This window comes from Zwartia panacis (assembly GCF_030410395.1).
GTDB lineage: Bacteria > Pseudomonadota > Gammaproteobacteria > Burkholderiales > Burkholderiaceae_B > Zwartia > Zwartia panacis.
The window spans coordinates 454,289-469,093 of record NZ_JAUHHF010000003.1; the positions used below are offsets into that span (position 1 = coordinate 454,289).

Annotated in this window: 13 protein-coding genes and 1 tRNA gene; 5 read left to right on the forward strand and 9 right to left on the reverse strand. The window is 53.4% G+C overall.

The genetic code is table 11. The features are described from left to right. Positions 1-23: 23 nt before the first annotated feature. Together pnp and rpsO are read right to left on the reverse strand one after the other, a co-directional pair. On the reverse strand, positions 24-2,195 hold the full coding sequence (gene pnp, locus QWY30_RS06965; protein ID WP_290239495.1) for a polyribonucleotide nucleotidyltransferase: 2,172 nt from the start codon (positions 2,193-2,195) through the stop codon (positions 24-26). Between the two features lie 99 nt (positions 2,196-2,294). Further along, positions 2,295-2,564, reverse strand: a complete 270-nt coding sequence (gene rpsO / locus QWY30_RS06970) for a 30S ribosomal protein S15 (RefSeq protein WP_290239498.1) — start codon at positions 2,562-2,564, stop codon at positions 2,295-2,297. A 204-nt stretch (positions 2,565-2,768) separates the two neighbouring features. On the opposite strand from rpsO, the gene QWY30_RS06975 reads away from it, so the two are divergent. Further along, complete coding sequence (locus tag QWY30_RS06975) at positions 2,769-3,338, forward strand: hypothetical protein (RefSeq protein WP_290239499.1); 570 nt, start codon at positions 2,769-2,771, stop codon at positions 3,336-3,338. Here QWY30_RS06975 and pssA read toward each other — a convergent pair. The 5 genes from pssA to QWY30_RS07000 all read right to left on the reverse strand — a co-directional run bounded on the left by pssA (position 3,335) and on the right by QWY30_RS07000 (position 8,215). Continuing rightward, on the reverse strand, positions 3,335-4,087 hold the full coding sequence (gene pssA, locus QWY30_RS06980; RefSeq protein WP_290239500.1) for a CDP-diacylglycerol--serine O-phosphatidyltransferase: 753 nt from the start codon (positions 4,085-4,087) through the stop codon (positions 3,335-3,337). The two genes, QWY30_RS06975 and pssA, sit on opposite strands and share 4 nt — an antisense overlap. Positions 4,088-4,099: 12 nt before the next feature. Beyond that, complete coding sequence (locus QWY30_RS06985) at positions 4,100-4,756, reverse strand: phosphatidylserine decarboxylase (RefSeq protein ID WP_290239501.1); 657 nt, start codon at positions 4,754-4,756, stop codon at positions 4,100-4,102. Between the two features lie 73 nt (positions 4,757-4,829). Beyond that, positions 4,830-5,846, reverse strand: a complete 1,017-nt coding sequence (gene ilvC / locus QWY30_RS06990; protein ID WP_290239502.1) for a ketol-acid reductoisomerase — start codon at positions 5,844-5,846, stop codon at positions 4,830-4,832. A 70-nt stretch (positions 5,847-5,916) separates the two neighbouring features. Further along, a complete protein-coding gene (ilvN, locus tag QWY30_RS06995; RefSeq protein WP_290196837.1) occupies positions 5,917-6,408 on the reverse strand; it encodes an acetolactate synthase small subunit in 492 nt (163 codons plus the stop codon). A 10-nt stretch (positions 6,409-6,418) separates the two neighbouring features. Beyond that, positions 6,419-8,215, reverse strand: coding sequence for an acetolactate synthase 3 catalytic subunit (locus QWY30_RS07000; protein ID WP_290239552.1), 1,797 nt, complete (start codon positions 8,213-8,215; stop codon positions 6,419-6,421). 380 nt (positions 8,216-8,595) lie between these two features. Here QWY30_RS07000 and QWY30_RS07005 point away from each other — a divergent pair, with 380 nt between their 5' ends. After that, positions 8,596-10,785, forward strand: coding sequence for an FUSC family protein (locus tag QWY30_RS07005; RefSeq protein ID WP_290239505.1), 2,190 nt, complete (start codon positions 8,596-8,598; stop codon positions 10,783-10,785). Beyond that, positions 10,782-12,032 carry a patatin-like phospholipase family protein gene (locus QWY30_RS07010; RefSeq protein WP_290239507.1) on the forward strand — a complete coding sequence of 417 codons (1,251 nt, stop codon included), beginning with the start codon at positions 10,782-10,784 and terminating at the stop codon, positions 12,030-12,032. The genes QWY30_RS07005 and QWY30_RS07010 overlap by 4 nt, the downstream gene beginning before the upstream one ends. On the opposite strand, the gene QWY30_RS07015 is transcribed toward QWY30_RS07010, so the two are convergent. Continuing rightward, entirely contained in the window at positions 11,986-12,696 is a 711-nt protein-coding gene (locus QWY30_RS07015; RefSeq protein WP_435433372.1) for an acetoacetate decarboxylase, read from the reverse strand. The genes QWY30_RS07010 and QWY30_RS07015 overlap by 47 nt on opposite strands. 109 nt (positions 12,697-12,805) lie before the next feature. On the opposite strand from QWY30_RS07015, the gene QWY30_RS07020 reads away from it, so the two are divergent. Continuing rightward, the gene (locus QWY30_RS07020; RefSeq protein WP_290239511.1) at positions 12,806-13,588 is read left to right on the forward strand and encodes a 3-hydroxybutyrate dehydrogenase; all 783 of its coding nucleotides are present in this window, start codon (positions 12,806-12,808) and stop codon (positions 13,586-13,588) included. A gap of 21 nt (positions 13,589-13,609) precedes the next feature. On the opposite strand, the gene yaaA is transcribed toward QWY30_RS07020, so the two are convergent. Next, positions 13,610-14,380, reverse strand: coding sequence for a peroxide stress protein YaaA (gene yaaA, locus QWY30_RS07025; RefSeq protein WP_290239513.1), 771 nt, complete (start codon positions 14,378-14,380; stop codon positions 13,610-13,612). Between the two features lie 141 nt (positions 14,381-14,521). Here yaaA and QWY30_RS07030 point away from each other — a divergent pair. Beyond that, positions 14,522-14,611: transfer RNA gene (locus QWY30_RS07030), tRNA-Ser, on the forward strand. The last annotated feature ends 194 nt before the right edge of the window (positions 14,612-14,805 follow it).

Here is a 14,805-nt window from a genome sequence, read left to right on the forward strand (position 1 = left end):
GTTTTAGCGGAAACCGTCAGTGATTACTGAGCGGGTGCCTCGGGTGCTGCGGCTGGAGCGGCTGCCTCAGCGGCTGGTGCACCGCCTTGTTGCTCAATGCCACCGATGGCCTTGACCGACAAACGCAGGCGACCCTTGTCATCCGCCTCGATCACTTTGACGCGCAAAGCCTGACCGACTTTGAGGACATCATTGATGTTGGCGATGCGATAGTTTGCGATCTCAGAGATATGCAACAGACCATCACGCCCTGGCAGAACCTGGACGATTGCGCCAAAATCCAGCAGACGCAACACGCTGCCATCGTATTCCTGACCGACTTCGACGTCAGCGGTCAATTCTGTGATGCGGCGCTGGGCTTCGTGCGCACGATCCAGATCAGCACTTGAAATCACGATCGTGCCATCATCGGAAATATCGATCTGGCAACCGGTTTCCTCGGTCAGTGCACGGATGGTGGCGCCACCTTTACCGATCACATCGCGAATCTTCTCTGGATTGATCTTCATGCTGAGCATGCGCGGCGCAAATGCCGACAACTCACCACGCGAATTCTGGATCGCTTCGCGCATTTTGTTCAGGATATGCAGGCGACCATCGCGGGCTTGCGCCAGTGCGACTTGCATGATCTCTTTGGTGATGCCCTGGATTTTGATATCCATTTGCAGCGCTGTAATACCGTTTTCGGTACCGGCCACTTTGAAATCCATATCGCCAAGGTGATCTTCATCACCCAGGATATCGGTCAACACGGCGAACTTGCCTTCGTTGAGGATCAGACCCATCGCCACACCCGCAACGTGATCTTTGAGAGGCACGCCAGCATCCATCATTGCAAGTGAACCGCCGCACACCGACGCCATCGAAGATGAACCGTTGGATTCGGTGATCTCGGAAACCAGGCGAATGGTGTACTGGAAGTCTTGCGCATCGGGCAACAAAGGCACAAGCGAACGCTTGGCCAAACGACCATGGCCGATTTCGCGGCGCTTGGGAGTACCCACACGACCTGTTTCACCAGTGGCGAAAGGAGGCATGTTGTAGTGCATCAGGAAACGGTCACGGTACTCGCCCATAAGCGCATCGATGATTTGTTCGTTTTGCTTGGTGCCGAGAGTCGCGATCACCAGTGCCTGAGTCTCGCCGCGCGTGAACAATGCGCTGCCGTGAACACGTGGCAATACACCCAGACGGATTTCGATCGGACGCACAGTACGCGTGTCGCGGCCGTCGATACGTGGCTCACCGCTCAGAATTTGGCTACGGACGATTTTGGCTTCGAGATCAAACAGAATGTTGTCGACGGTCACGCCATCGGGAGCAGCAACACCCTGTGCGGCAGCAGCTTCAGCCAGTTTGGCATGAACGTTCGCATAGACCTGGCGCAATTGCGTGGTGCGCTCTTGCTTTTGACGTGTCTGATAGGCTGCGTAGAGAGCGTCCTGAGCGGCGGCAGTCACTGCTGCGATCAGCGCTTCGTTCTTAGGCGCTGGCTGCCAATCCCATTCGGGCTTACCGGCTTCACGCACGAGGTCATTGATCGCGCCGATAACGGCTTGCATCGCATTGTGGCCAAACACCACACCGCCAAGCATGACTTCTTCGGAAAGTTGCTGAGCTTCGGACTCAACCATCAGCACAGCGGCTTCTGTACCTGCAACGATGAGATCCATCTGCGAAGTTTTGAGCTGTGTCGCAGTCGGGTTCACCAGGTACTGGCCATCGATGTAACCCACGCGGGCAGCACCAATCGGGCCGTTGAAAGGAATGCCTGAAACGGCCAGAGCAGCCGACGCACCGATCATTGCGGGAATATCAGGATCGATTTCAGGGTTGCAGGACAACACGTGGATGATGACCTGCACTTCGTTGTAGAAACCCTCTGGGAACAATGGACGCAGAGGACGATCGATCAGACGCGAAGTCAGTGTTTCTTTTTCGGAAGGCTTGCCTTCGCGCTTGAAAAAACCGCCAGGAATCTTGCCTGCGGCGTAGGTTTTTTCAATGTAATCAACCGTCAGGGGGAAAAAGTCCTGACCTGCCTTGGCGTCTTTTTTTGCAACGACCGTTGCAAGTATGACTGTATCTTCGACCGTTACTAAGACTGCGCCTGAGGACTGGCGAGCAATTTCACCCGTCTCAAGCACGACAGTATGTTGTCCATACTGGAATGATTTGGTCACTTTATTGAACATGACAATTTAATCCTTACAAATGAAAAACCGTGGACGTTGCGGCAGTAGTGCCGCACCGACCACGGTTGACTCACGGGGAGACTGCCCCATGGATACCGATCACTTACGCAGACCGAGTTTTTCGATCAGTGCACGATAGGAATCTGGGTTGCGGCTCTTGAGATAATCTAGCAACTTACGACGGCGGCTTACCATGCGAAGCAGGCCGCGACGTGAGTGATGGTCTTTCATGTGGGTTTTGAAGTGACCTGTCAGCTCATTGATGCGAGCTGTCAGCAAAGCCACTTGAACTTCTGGTGAACCGGTATCGCCCTGTGCGCGTTGATATTGCGCGACGATGTCAGATTTTTTAATATCAGCAACAGACATTTTATGACCTCAGATGACAAGCGTCAGGACCGAGGCGTCCTGACGTGATGGAACAAAAAACGATTTATAAATCAAATCATTACGATTTTAATGCACTTTCAACACTACGTATTACGATAAAGCTTCAGAATTATAGCCGATTGGCTAAAATCAACTCAATCGATCCTGATTGGATCCCGGACAAGCCCTGAAATGAGCCTAATAATGACCAAACTGACCTCTATATCCGCCCGCAATCCAGCCAGTCAGCTTGCTGCCGCTTTCAAACGCCCCTTGCGGGCCGGAGGCTTTGCGATCGCGGCCGCCTCAGTTGCCGTGCTCGCCGGCTGCGCCAACTACCAGTCCGTCAAACCTGGCATGTCGGTTGCCGAGGCCGTTCAGAAACTGGGCAAACCCACCACCACCTGCACGCGCGACGACGGCACACAGCGCCTGATCTGGACGATGCAACCCTATGGTCAATACGCCTGGGGCACCAATACCACCAAGCAAGGCACCGTCGTTGAGATGCAACAGTTACTGACGGATGCTCACTTCCAGGTACTGGCTAACGGCAAATGGACTGACCAGCAAGTTTTATGTGAGTTCGGCGAACCCGCCAACAAGTACGGCATTGCCAAAGGCAATGAGATTGTCTGGGCTTACCGTTACAAGCAAGAAGGTGTTTGGGCTGCAATGATGTACGTCTATATGGGACCGCAGGGTAATCTGGTCAACCGATTCCACCCCGCCCCCGACCCAGATACTTTGGGTGACGGCGACAGAATGCGTTAAGTCCTGGAACGTCTGGCGCGCTGCCAGCGCCAGAGCCAGACTCCCCATCCGGACAGTCCGTAGACAATGAATAAACCAAACAGGACGACGGGTGGGTTGCTGGAAATAAACACAAAACCAGCTACAAAGACAAGAATGACCCAAAAAGGGACGCTGCGTCCCAAGGCAAACGACTTGCCGCTATAAAAGGGCAAATTCGAGACCATCGCCACCCCACAGTAAAGGGTGATGACAAACGCTGTCCAAGCCAATAGCTCTTTGGGCACCTGCAGGCGGTTATCGACGACCAGCCAGACAAAACCAGCAATCAGCGCGCCGGCAGCCGGGCTGGGCAAACCCTGGAAGAATCGTTTATCGACAACGGCAATATTGGTGTTGAAACGCGCCAGCCTTAAAGCAGCTCCGCACACGTACACAAAAGCAGCCAGCCAGCCCCAGCGCCCCAAGTCGTGGAGCATCCACTCGTACATCACCAAGGCCGGCGCAACACCAAATGACGTCATATCCGAAAGCGAGTCGTATTGCTCGCCAAAGGCAGAGGTTGTCTTGGTCAATCGGGCGACCCGGCCATCCATGCCATCGAGCACCATGGCGACAAAAATCGCGATGGCCGCCATTTCAAAACGATTATTCATCGCCTGAACGACAGCATAAAACCCCGCAAACAAAGCAGCGGTCGTGAACGCGTTGGGCAGCAGATAAATACTGCGGTGGCGTTGTTCTGGATCGCGCAAAGGGTCAACTGGCATGAGTTTTGATCATCAAAGAGTTTCAGGCAAATCGGCCAGTACGGTTGTCGTCGCGCTAACCTTGTCACCAATGGCTACGCGTGGACGTGAACCCAGAGGCAAGTAGACATCCACACGGGAACCAAAACGTATAAAACCATAACGCTGCCCGCGATACAAGGTGTCGCCCTGCTTTGTGTAGCAAAGAATTCTTTTGGCCACCAGACCAGCTACCTGAACCGCAGTCACAATATGACCATCGGGCATACGCAAGATCATCGCATTTCGCTCGTTTTCAAGTGAGGCCTTGTCGAGCGCGGCATTGAAAAACTTGCCAGGAAAGTACTGGGTCATTACGACCTCGCCATCCACAGGCGAACGGTTGCTGTGAACGTTAAAAACGTTCATAAACACGCTGATTTTGAGCGCCTTGCGGTCAGCGTAAGGATCCTGAGTTTCCTCGACCACGACAATCCTGCCATCAGCAGGAGAGAGCACAGCGCGAGGCTCGGTAGAACCGGAGCGTGCAGGATCGCGAAAAAACTGAAGGACAAAAAGCGCAATGATCCAAAACAGCACAGACCAGGCTGGCGACAACCAGGTCACAAACAGTGCGATCAGAATCGAGCCAGCCAGAAACGGCCAACCCTCGCGGGCAATAATCGGGTGGGGATAGTGAGGTGTATTCATCGTAGGGAGAAGGTTAACCCAAAAAAACACGCCCCGAGGGGCGTGTTTGAACTGCTCACTGATTTAAAGGTAATCAGTTCTTAGTCTTGTCGACCAGCTTGTTCGCAGCAATCCAAGGCATCATGGCGCGCAGCTTGGCACCCACCACCTCGATTTGCGACTCAGCGTTGATACGGCGACGTGAAATCAGAGCTGGTGCACCCGCCTGATTCTCGAGGATGAAGCGCTTGGCGTACTCGCCTGTCTGAATATCGGTCAGGCACTTGCGCATGGCTTCACGCGTCGCATCGGTCACGATCTTGGGACCTGTCTCGTACTCGCCAAATTCGGCATTGTTCGAGATCGAGTAGTTCATGTTGGCGATACCGCCTTCGTAGATCAAGTCAACGATCAGCTTGAGTTCGTGCAAGCACTCAAAATAAGCCATTTCAGGTGCATAACCTGCTTCGACGAGTGTGTCGAAACCAGCTTTGATCAACTCAACCGTACCACCGCACAACACAGCCTGCTCGCCGAACAAGTCGGTTTCGGTTTCTTCGCGGAAATTCGTCTCGATCACACCGGCACGACCGCTACCGATGGCGCACGCGTATGACAAGGCCACATCACGGGCCGAACCTGAGTTGTCCTGGTGAACCGCAACCAGAGCTGGCACGCCGCCGCCCTGAGCATAGGTGCCACGCACGGTGTGACCAGGCGCCTTGGGGGCCACCATCACTACATCGATATCTGCGCGAGGGATCACTTGACCGTAGTGAACGTTAAATCCGTGAGCAAAAGCCAGGGCTGCGCCAGGCTTGATGTTGCTGTGTACGCTTTCACGGTACACCTGACCGATATTTTCGTCGGGCAAGAGCATCATCACGAGGTCGGCGGCTTTGACTGCATCGGCGACTTCGGCGACTTTCAAGCCAGCGTTGGCGGCCTTTTTCCAAGAAGCGCCGTCTTTGCGCAAACCCACCACCACTTTCACACCCGACTCATGCAGGTTCAGCGCATGCGCGTGACCTTGCGAGCCGTAGCCAATAATGGCAACTGTCTTACCTTTGATCAGGGACAGGTCACAATCTTTATCGTAAAAAACCTTCATTCTGGGCTCCAGATTTTTGTAAATTGAATGCAATAAATAGTTGAAACAACTTTAAATATTCAGCAGCAGATCACAGCTTCAGGATTCGCTCGCCGCGACCGATTCCGGAAACGCCTGTACGGACAGTTTCCAAAATCGCACTTCGATCCAAGGCGTCGATAAACGCCTGAATCTTGTCTTGATTACCAGTCAATTCGATGGTGTAGGCTTTGTCGGTGACGTCGATGATGCGGCCACGGAAAATATCCGCCATCCGCTTCATTTCTTCGCGTTCTTTACCTACCGCACGAACTTTGATCAACATCAGTTCACGCTCGAGATGCGGACCCTCTGTCAGATCAACGACCTTGATGACATCCACCAGGCGGTTCAAATGCTTGGTGATTTGCTCGATCACATCATCAGAACCCATTGTCACCAACGTCAGACGTGACAAAGTATTGTCCTCGGTCGGTGCAACCGTGAGTGTTTCGATGTTGTAACCACGCGCCGAAAACAAACCCACCACCCGGGACAGCGCTCCAGGCGCATTTTCCATCAGAACAGAAATAATATGTTTCATGGTGGTCCCCTTACAGATCTTCTGAACCGAGCAACATCTCGGTCAAGCCCTTGCCCGCCTTGACCATCGGCCAGACGTTTTCGCTTTGATCCGTAATGAAGTCCATGAATACCAGGCGGTCTTTGAGTTTGAACGCTTCACGCAAGGCACCGTCAACATCGGCAGGCTTTTCAATCCGCATGCCGACATGTCCGTATGCTTCGGCCAATTTGACGAAATCAGGCAAAGCATCCATGTAGGACTCTGAGTAGCGTGAGGAGTAATCAATCTGCTGCCACTGCCGCACCATGCCGAGGAAGCGATTATTCAGGCAAATGATCTTGGGTGTCAGGTGATATTGACGGCAAGTCGAGAGCTCCTGGATATTCATCTGGATAGAGCCTTCACCCGTGATGCATGCGACTGTTGCATCAGGATTAGCCATCTGCACACCCATGGCGTAGGGCAAACCCACACCCATCGTGCCCAGGCCGCCCGAGTTGATCCAGCGGCGAGGCTTGTCAAAACCGTAGTACTGCGCTGCCCACATCTGATGCTGACCGACGTCGGAAGTAATGAAAGCATCTCCGCCCGTGACTTCCCACAGTTTTTGTACGACGGACTGTGGTTTGATCAGCTCGGTCGAATCCGCAAACTTCATGCACTCTTTGCTACGCCAAACCTCGACTTGTTGCCACCACTTGGCCAAGGCTTCGGTGTTGGGGCGAGTTTCGGCGGCAGCGGCTTGGTACTGCGCCATCAATTCGGTCAGAACATCTTTGACATTACCCACAATCGGCACATCGACTTTGACGCGCTTGGAAATAGAAGATGGATCGATGTCGATGTGAATAATCTTGCGGGGATTTTGAGCAAAGTGCTTGGGATTACCAATGACCCGGTCATCGAAACGGGCGCCAACAGCGATCAGCACGTCACAGTGCTGCATCGCCATATTGGCCTCGTAGGTCCCATGCATACCTGGCATGCCCACAAACTGCTTGTCTGTCGCGGGATAAGCGCCCAGCCCCATCAAAGTATTCGTGCAAGGCGCACCGATCATTCGAACAAACTGATGCAGCTCTGGCGAGGCGTCTGAAAGAATGACGCCTCCACCGGTATAAATCATCGGGCGCTCGGCTTGCAGCAACATCTGCACAGCCTTTTTGATCTGCCCCTGATGACCCTTTACGACAGGCGCATAAGAGCGCATCACAGGCTCGGACTTGGCAGGCGTGTATTTGCAGTGTGCGAAGCTGATGTCCTTGGGGATATCCACCAAGACTGGACCGGGGCGACCTGTGCGGGCGATATAAAACGCCTTGCGCAAGGTGTCAGCCAGGTCCTTGACATCTCGCACAAGGAAATTGTGCTTGACGCAAGGACGGGTAATGCCGACGGTGTCGCATTCCTGGAAAGCGTCTTCACCGATCGCGTGCGTAGGCACCTGACCGCTGATGATGACCATCGGAATCGAGTCCATATAGGCCGTCGCAATGCCTGTCACTGCATTGGTGACGCCGGGGCCACTCGTGACCAGGCACACACCAACCTTGTTCGAAGAGCGCGAATAGGCATCCGCCGCATGCACTGCGGCCTGCTCGTGTCGCACCAAAATATGTTTGAATTTGTCTTGTTTGTAGATTGCGTCGTAGATGTAAAGAACCGCGCCACCTGGGTAGCCAAATACGTGTTCAACACCTTCGTCAGCTAAGACGCGCGTGACGATGTCTGCGCCATTGAGTTCCATGAGGTCATTCCTTTCATTACCGGCTTCGCCCCTATGACTGCGGTCTGTATGATCAGATCTCGCTGAACCGCGACAGATTCAGACAACATGCTCCGACGTTTTCAAGCTCACTGAGCCTGGCCACCCGGACACCTTGTCAACCTGGCGCACATTCGCCATCAGGCTATGCACGCACCCAACAGGGGTGCACTGGATCGAAACGGAAGCCGCTGACCCGAGCTTTTGGCAAGGACAGCAGCAAAAGTTTGTGTATTGACGTTGCGTACCAAAGCGGTGACCGAGATACGAACGCCTTCGCGCACAAAAACGATAAGCTTTTTTGCCCGAATCTGAAACTTTAACGTGTTGTGCGCCGCAGCGCAAATCCAGAGGGAAAGGCCGGAACTAGGTTGTCACCTCCGCAAGAGTCCGCTAGAGTGGAGTCCCAGGCACAAATTGCTGCAGCGCACACAGGATTTATGAACGAAACTGCCAGCCAGCTTCAGCGCTTTATCTACAGCCACCACCTCTTTAGCGGCATCAGGCGCGCGGCAGGCACCCTTCTGCCCGTGACCATTTTGGGCGGCCTGTTCGGTTGGTACGCGACGGGTCTGGTAGCGACTTTCGGTGCCTTGTGCGTCGCATTTATTGATCAGCCTGGGCCCCACGAGCACCGTGGCAGAGAGATGCTGGGCGGAACGCTCTTGAGCACTCTGACTGTCGCGATCACGAGCCTGGCCTCAAACTACCCGCTATTGTTGTGGATCGCTGTCATTGGCCAATGTTTTGCCTATTCCATGCTGTCTGTATACGGCAAAAGAGGGGGGCAGATCGGTTTTGCCTGCCTGTTGCTGATGACCGTCACCATGCACGAGGCGCTCTCGGCCAATGAGGTCTGGATGCACACCCTCACCTCGTTTGGCGGAGGATTGTTTTACACCGTCTTCAGTTATTCCCTTAGCCGGGCCATGAATCTGAGGGAAAAAGAGCAGGCGCTTTCTGTCGCGCTGTTCGCCACCTCCGATTACGTTGCCCAGCGCGCGAACATGTACAGCCTTGATCTGGATCTGGATGAAAGCTATCGCAAGCTCATCACCTGTCAGTCGAACATGACCGACAAGCAACAAGCGGCGCGCGACATGGTACTGAGGGGGCTTTCTGGCAAGATCAGACCCGACCAGCCTAAACGCATCATGTTATGGAATCTCTTTGTCGACACCATCGATATTCTGGATACGCTGGTCGCCACTCGAACTGACTATTCATTGCTACGGTCTAAGCTCGGAGACTCAGACATTCTGATTTTCATGCGCGATGCGCTCTACAAAATGTCCGTCGACCTGGATCGGATCGCACTGGCCGTTTCCCGCGAGCGCGCGGCGTCTCCACGCAACAGTGTCAAAGCTGAGCTTCGCGCGATTGAGTTCGAAATTGACCAGATGGCACGTAACGGCTATTCGCAGCGCGAGCCCGATGTCTACAACCTCTGCATCGAGATTTTGCGTCGACTTCGGCATAGCGCCAATCTTGTCCAGCGCATGATCGTCTCGACCGACCTGAATAAAAAATCAGAACCCATCCAGCCTACCGTACTCGATCAATCCCTGAGTCAATTTCTCTCGCGCGAAAAATATCGCCCCGGCATGATTACGAGCAACTTGCGTCTGGACTCGCCTATCTGTCGCTATGCATTACGCGTGACACTCGCAGCCGCCACCGCCATGACTGTCTGGACCCTGATTCCAGCACTCGCCCCTCAGGGCTACTGGATTTTGCTGACAGTCCTGATCATCATGAAGCCTGGGTTTGCACTCACGCGTCAACGCAACGGCTGGAGACTGTTTGGCACACTGATCGGCTGCGTGGTGGCCCTCGGCGCGCTATACAGCACAGATAACAATACCTGGCTATTTGTCGCGATGGTGGCCTCTACGATCATTGGTGGAAGCCTGTTACAACTGAACTACATGATGGCTTCGGTCTTCAATACAAATGCCGTATTGCTGGCATTTCATTTTGTGGATCCAACAGCCACCACCATCATTACCGACAGAGCGCTTGATACCCTGATTGGTTCGGTCATTTCATTTGCCTGCAGTTATTTTTTACCCTGGTGGGAAGCGCAGTTTATGCCCTCGCTTGCCCGCGCAGCGATCAATGCGAACCGTGAATATTTGCGGGCGGGTTTGCATTACGTCGAAACGCTGCAAAAAAACAAGAATGATCCCCAAAATAGTGACATTCAACGTGCTGATGTTGCCTGGAGACTTGCGCGCAAAAATGTCTATGTCGCACTTGGTAATTTTGCCGAAGCTTTTTATCGCATGATGCTGGAGCCACGAGCGCGTCAATGGCACGTGATTGAATTCAACAACCTGATGATCCAAGCCCACATGCTGGCATCTCAAATTAACGCGGTCACCCATGCACTCACGATTTCTCCGCAAAGCAATCCGATCGTTAAAGATCACCTTGCCCAGATCATTCCTCACCTGCAAGCGGGTCACAGCACTCCACTTGCGCCACTGCCTGCATCCATTGTGGACGGTAGCTTGCCAAACTTTGCCTATCCGATGACGCAATTGCAAAAAACGATTGCGAATATCGATGCGGAGTTTGCGGTCATACATAGTCACATACAACCCACGCCTTCAGGATCCCCTACATGACTCAACGTCGTATCAAACTTCCGGACTATCCCAGAGTCGCGCTTGTGCTCCAAGGTGGCGGCGCATTGGGGTCCTATCAAGCGGGCGTCTATGAAGGACTGGCAAATGCCGGGATACATCCAAACTGGGTCGCCGGCATCTCTATCGGCGCACTGAATTGCGCCATCATTGCTGGCAACCCTCCCGAAAAAAGAGTAGAAATGCTCAGAGGGTTTTGGGAAACCATCTGTAGCCCGCCCGCCTTGCCGACCGCACTCAGCGTGGATCCCGCCAAAATCTTTGATCAGTGGCTAGCACCTTGGGGAGAGATGTTCAAGGGCGTCGAACACACCATGAAGTGCTCAATGGCCGCCATGTCTGCGATCATCAAGGGTCAGGAGAATTTTTTCAAGCCCCGAATCATGGCGCCTGGAGGCGGCTCTCCAGACACGACGAGCTTTTACGATACCTCTCCGATCCTCTCGACATTGGAACGGTTTGCAGATTTTGACCGGATCAATAGCGGCGAGACGCGCGTCTCGCTGGGCGCGACCAACGTCGCCACAGGTAACTTTGTTTATTTTGATTCCGTAGATACCAAGCTTACGCCCAAGCATTTTCTGGCATCCGGCTCTCTTCCCCCAGGATTTCCAGCAACCGAAATCGATGGCGAGTATTACTGGGATGGCGGCTGTGTGTCCAACACCCCGCTCGAGTATGTATTAGGTGCTACGCCGCGCAAAGACACCTTGGTTTTTCAAGTCGATCTATGGAGCGCGCGAGGTCCGCTGCCCGTGGATATTTTCCAAGTCAATGAGCGACTCAAAGACATTCAATATTCCAGCCGCACCCGGACCGTGACAAATGCTGTGGATATGGCCCAAAAAATGCGTCGTGTCTGGTTTGATACGATCGATCGCATTCCAGCGTCGGTGCGTGCCAAAGACCCCTGGTTTGACGAAATGATGCGGCACATGATGGGTGCGCGCTATAACGTGATTCATCTCATTTACAAAAACAAACGCACAGAAGGTCATTACAAAGATTACGAGTTCAGCGCTGAAACAATGAGTCATCACTGGCACACAGGCTTGCATGACATGCATGAAACGCTCGATTGTCAAGACTGCCTCGCGATGCCTGCAGAAGGTGAGAACTTCGTGACGTTCGATGTACACACCCGCCAGCGAAGCTCATCCGGTCAGTTTAGTCATCCCGCATTCAAGGCTTCAGGTAATCGTAGGCGACCTCGCCCAAACCCAAAGTAAGATCGCAGACTAAATGCTTGGCGCCGACGATTTCAAGGACAGGGAGATCGGCGACAGGCGCCAAAGCATGCTGGCACAGCTCGAGCCTTGCAGGTCCTGTCCAGGCGCCTTTGACGTTGACGTCCTGCAAGTAGTAGCGCACCAACTCGCATACGCGCGCAGTGCCATCGACGTGCGGGATGATTTTGAACAAATAATTGGGCGTTTCAAGCAGTTTCTTTTGCTCGGCGATCCGGTCGAGTTCCTCGTATTTGTAGCCCATCGTCCCCGTTGCCACCCGCACCTGACCATAATTGAGCAACCCGACGAGCGTGTCAGAGTCAACGACGAGTTTTGGATGAGCGAGCTTTTTAGGAAAGCCCCACAGCTCCCGCCCTCCTGCAATGGGTGCTTCGTCATCAAGATACATCATGTGGGTATAACCACCTCGGCGACCTTGCTCGTCAATCACGGAGATCACTTGTCCCGACTCTGTGTAGTCGCCAAATCCAGATGAATCAGGCATACGGATGAACTCGTAGTGCACGATCGGATCATCGATTGTCAGAGGCTCGGGCACCATTTCACGCAGTTTCTTTGGATCCGTTCGATATGAAATGATTAAAAACTCGCGATTCCTGAAGCGATAAGGCCCTTTGGGGTAAGAGGGACTCGCGAACGGCATCGAATAGGCGTTTTTTTTGATTTCGGCAATTTTCAAGACACTCTCCAATCAGCTTTACAATCACAATGACAACGTTCCAGACCCACATACTATCCTTCAGGAGTTTGATATGTCACTACAAAATAAAGTTGCACTGATCACCGGCGCTGCGAGCGGAATCGGACGCGAATGCGCCTTGAAACTCGCCAGCCAAGGCGCGACTGTCGTGATCGCTGACCTGAATCAGGCTGCGGCAGACAAAGTGGCAGAGGAAATCAAGCAGTCGGGTGGAAAAGCGATGGGGGTCGTCATGGATGTCACGGACGAGGCTGCTGTCAATGCGGGAACAGATTTGGCGGCTCAAACATTCGGGGGTATCGATATTTTGGTCGCCAACGCGGGCATCCAGATCGTGCATCCGATCGAGGACTTCCCTTTTGCCGACTGGAAAAAAATTATCGCCATTCACCTCGATGGTTCGTTTCTCACCACCAAAGCAGCCATCAAACACATGTATGCGGGCGGCAAAGGCGGCTCCATCATTTACATGGGCTCAGTGCACTCGCACGAAGCCTCCCGCCTGAAAGCGGCCTATGTCGCCGCCAAGCACGGCATTTTGGGTCTCGCGCGCGTGGTCGCCAAAGAAGGCGGCCCCAAGGGCGTGCGCGCCAACGTCGTGTGCCCGGGCTTTGTTCGTACGCCTCTGGTTGACAAGCAAATCCCTGAGCAGGCAGCAGCACTCAAGATCACTGAAGCAGAAGTGATCAAAAACGTCATGCTCAAAGATACTGTCGATGGTGAATTCACCACCACCGAGGACGTCGCCAACGTGGTCGCGTTTCTAGCCGGCTTTGAAAGCAGTGCCCTGACAGGTCAGTCTGTTGTGGTCAGTCATGGCTGGAGCATGCATTAAGCCCTGCCCTGTTTGACCTCGTCATTCAGGTCTACGGAAGACAAGCTTATCTTCCGTGGAGACTTCCGGTGCGAAGGCATAGCCCTCACTGGCAAATTTTTTCAAACCCTCGGGCTTGGTGATGCGTTTCTCAATCGCGAAACGCGCCATCAAGCCGCGCGCGCGTTTGGCGTGAAAACTCACCACTTTCCATGTCGGGCCCTTTGCGTCTTGAAACACGCATTGAATCACTCGGGCCTTCAGCGCCTTCTGGTCCACAGACTTGAAATACTCTTCGGAGGCCAGATTGACGATAATGGGATCCTTCTCCTTGGCCAGACGCTCATTCAAGTAAGGGGCAATTGTTTTTGCCCAAAACTGATATAGATTTGAACCGCCGGGATTGGCGATTTTGGTTCCCATCTCCAGGCGATAGGGCTGCATCAGATCCAGAGGACGTAACACTCCATACAGTCCACTCAGAATCGCCACGTGCTCTTGCGCCCATTCCAGGTCTTTTTCCTTCAGGGTGGCAGCCTCCAGACCTTCGTAAACATCGCCGTTAAAGGCTAGGACAGCCTGGCGGGAATTGGACTGAGTGAAAGTAGGCTTCCAGGCGGCGTAACGATCCACGTTGAGCTTGGCTAGCGCCGGACTCAAGTCCATCAGTTCGGCCACGTCCTCAGCGCTCTGCGTTTTGAGCACCTTGATCAACTGTGCGGCTTCTTTGACAAACAAAGGTTGGGAGTGGATTTCAGTCTGAACGGCTGAGTCATAGTCGAGTTTTTTAGCTGGAGACAACAGAAATAACATGGCTTAGTCCGGCTCAAAGGTTGGGATCAACATCGATCCCTCTAGTGTAGCGGCTTGCGGTCCTGTTTCTGCTAGAATGACGCCCTTGACCAAGGTGAAGCAACAGCTTCATCGCAATTGATCCACACAATTGCACGCGCCGGAGAGGTGGCAGAGTGGTCGAATGTACCTGACTCGAAATCAGGCGTGGGTGCAAATCCACCGTGGGTTCGAATCCCACCCTCTCCGCCAGAAAAAATAACTAAGCCCTTGATTTACAGGGCTTTTTTACGTCTGAACAATATTAACTGACACTTGGGGCTCTACCCCATTATCGGGGGATGAGCAGTATTCATTAAATATCAGTACTCATTAAATACGGCTAAATACGCCGTTCCAACCGCAGTGGGCCAAGACCCTGAGCCGGTAATTCTCAAAGTTCCTAA

Excerpts from the sequence above, each read along its gene's own strand:
- QWY30_RS06975 (WP_290239499.1), top strand. The coding sequence starts at position 2,769 with ATGACCAAACTGACCTCTATATCCGCCCGCAATCCAGCCAGTCAGCTT.
- QWY30_RS06985 (WP_290239501.1), bottom strand. The coding sequence starts at position 4,756 with ATGAATACACCTCACTATCCCCACCCGATTATTGCCCGCGAGGGTTGG.
- rpsO (WP_290239498.1), bottom strand. The coding sequence starts at position 2,564 with ATGTCTGTTGCTGATATTAAAAAATCTGACATCGTCGCGCAATATCAA.
- pssA (WP_290239500.1), bottom strand. The coding sequence starts at position 4,087 with ATGCCAGTTGACCCTTTGCGCGATCCAGAACAACGCCACCGCAGTATT.
- QWY30_RS07020 (WP_290239511.1), top strand. The coding sequence starts at position 12,806 with ATGTCACTACAAAATAAAGTTGCACTGATCACCGGCGCTGCGAGCGGA.
- pnp (WP_290239495.1), bottom strand. The coding sequence starts at position 2,195 with ATGTTCAATAAAGTGACCAAATCATTCCAGTATGGACAACATACTGTC.
- QWY30_RS07005 (WP_290239505.1), top strand. The coding sequence starts at position 8,596 with ATGAACGAAACTGCCAGCCAGCTTCAGCGCTTTATCTACAGCCACCAC.
- QWY30_RS07015 (WP_435433372.1), bottom strand. The coding sequence starts at position 12,696 with ATGCCGTTCGCGAGTCCCTCTTACCCCAAAGGGCCTTATCGCTTCAGG.
- QWY30_RS07010 (WP_290239507.1), top strand. The coding sequence starts at position 10,782 with ATGACTCAACGTCGTATCAAACTTCCGGACTATCCCAGAGTCGCGCTT.
- yaaA (WP_290239513.1), bottom strand. The coding sequence starts at position 14,380 with ATGTTATTTCTGTTGTCTCCAGCTAAAAAACTCGACTATGACTCAGCC.
- ilvN (WP_290196837.1), bottom strand. The coding sequence starts at position 6,408 with ATGAAACATATTATTTCTGTTCTGATGGAAAATGCGCCTGGAGCGCTG.
- ilvC (WP_290239502.1), bottom strand. The coding sequence starts at position 5,846 with ATGAAGGTTTTTTACGATAAAGATTGTGACCTGTCCCTGATCAAAGGT.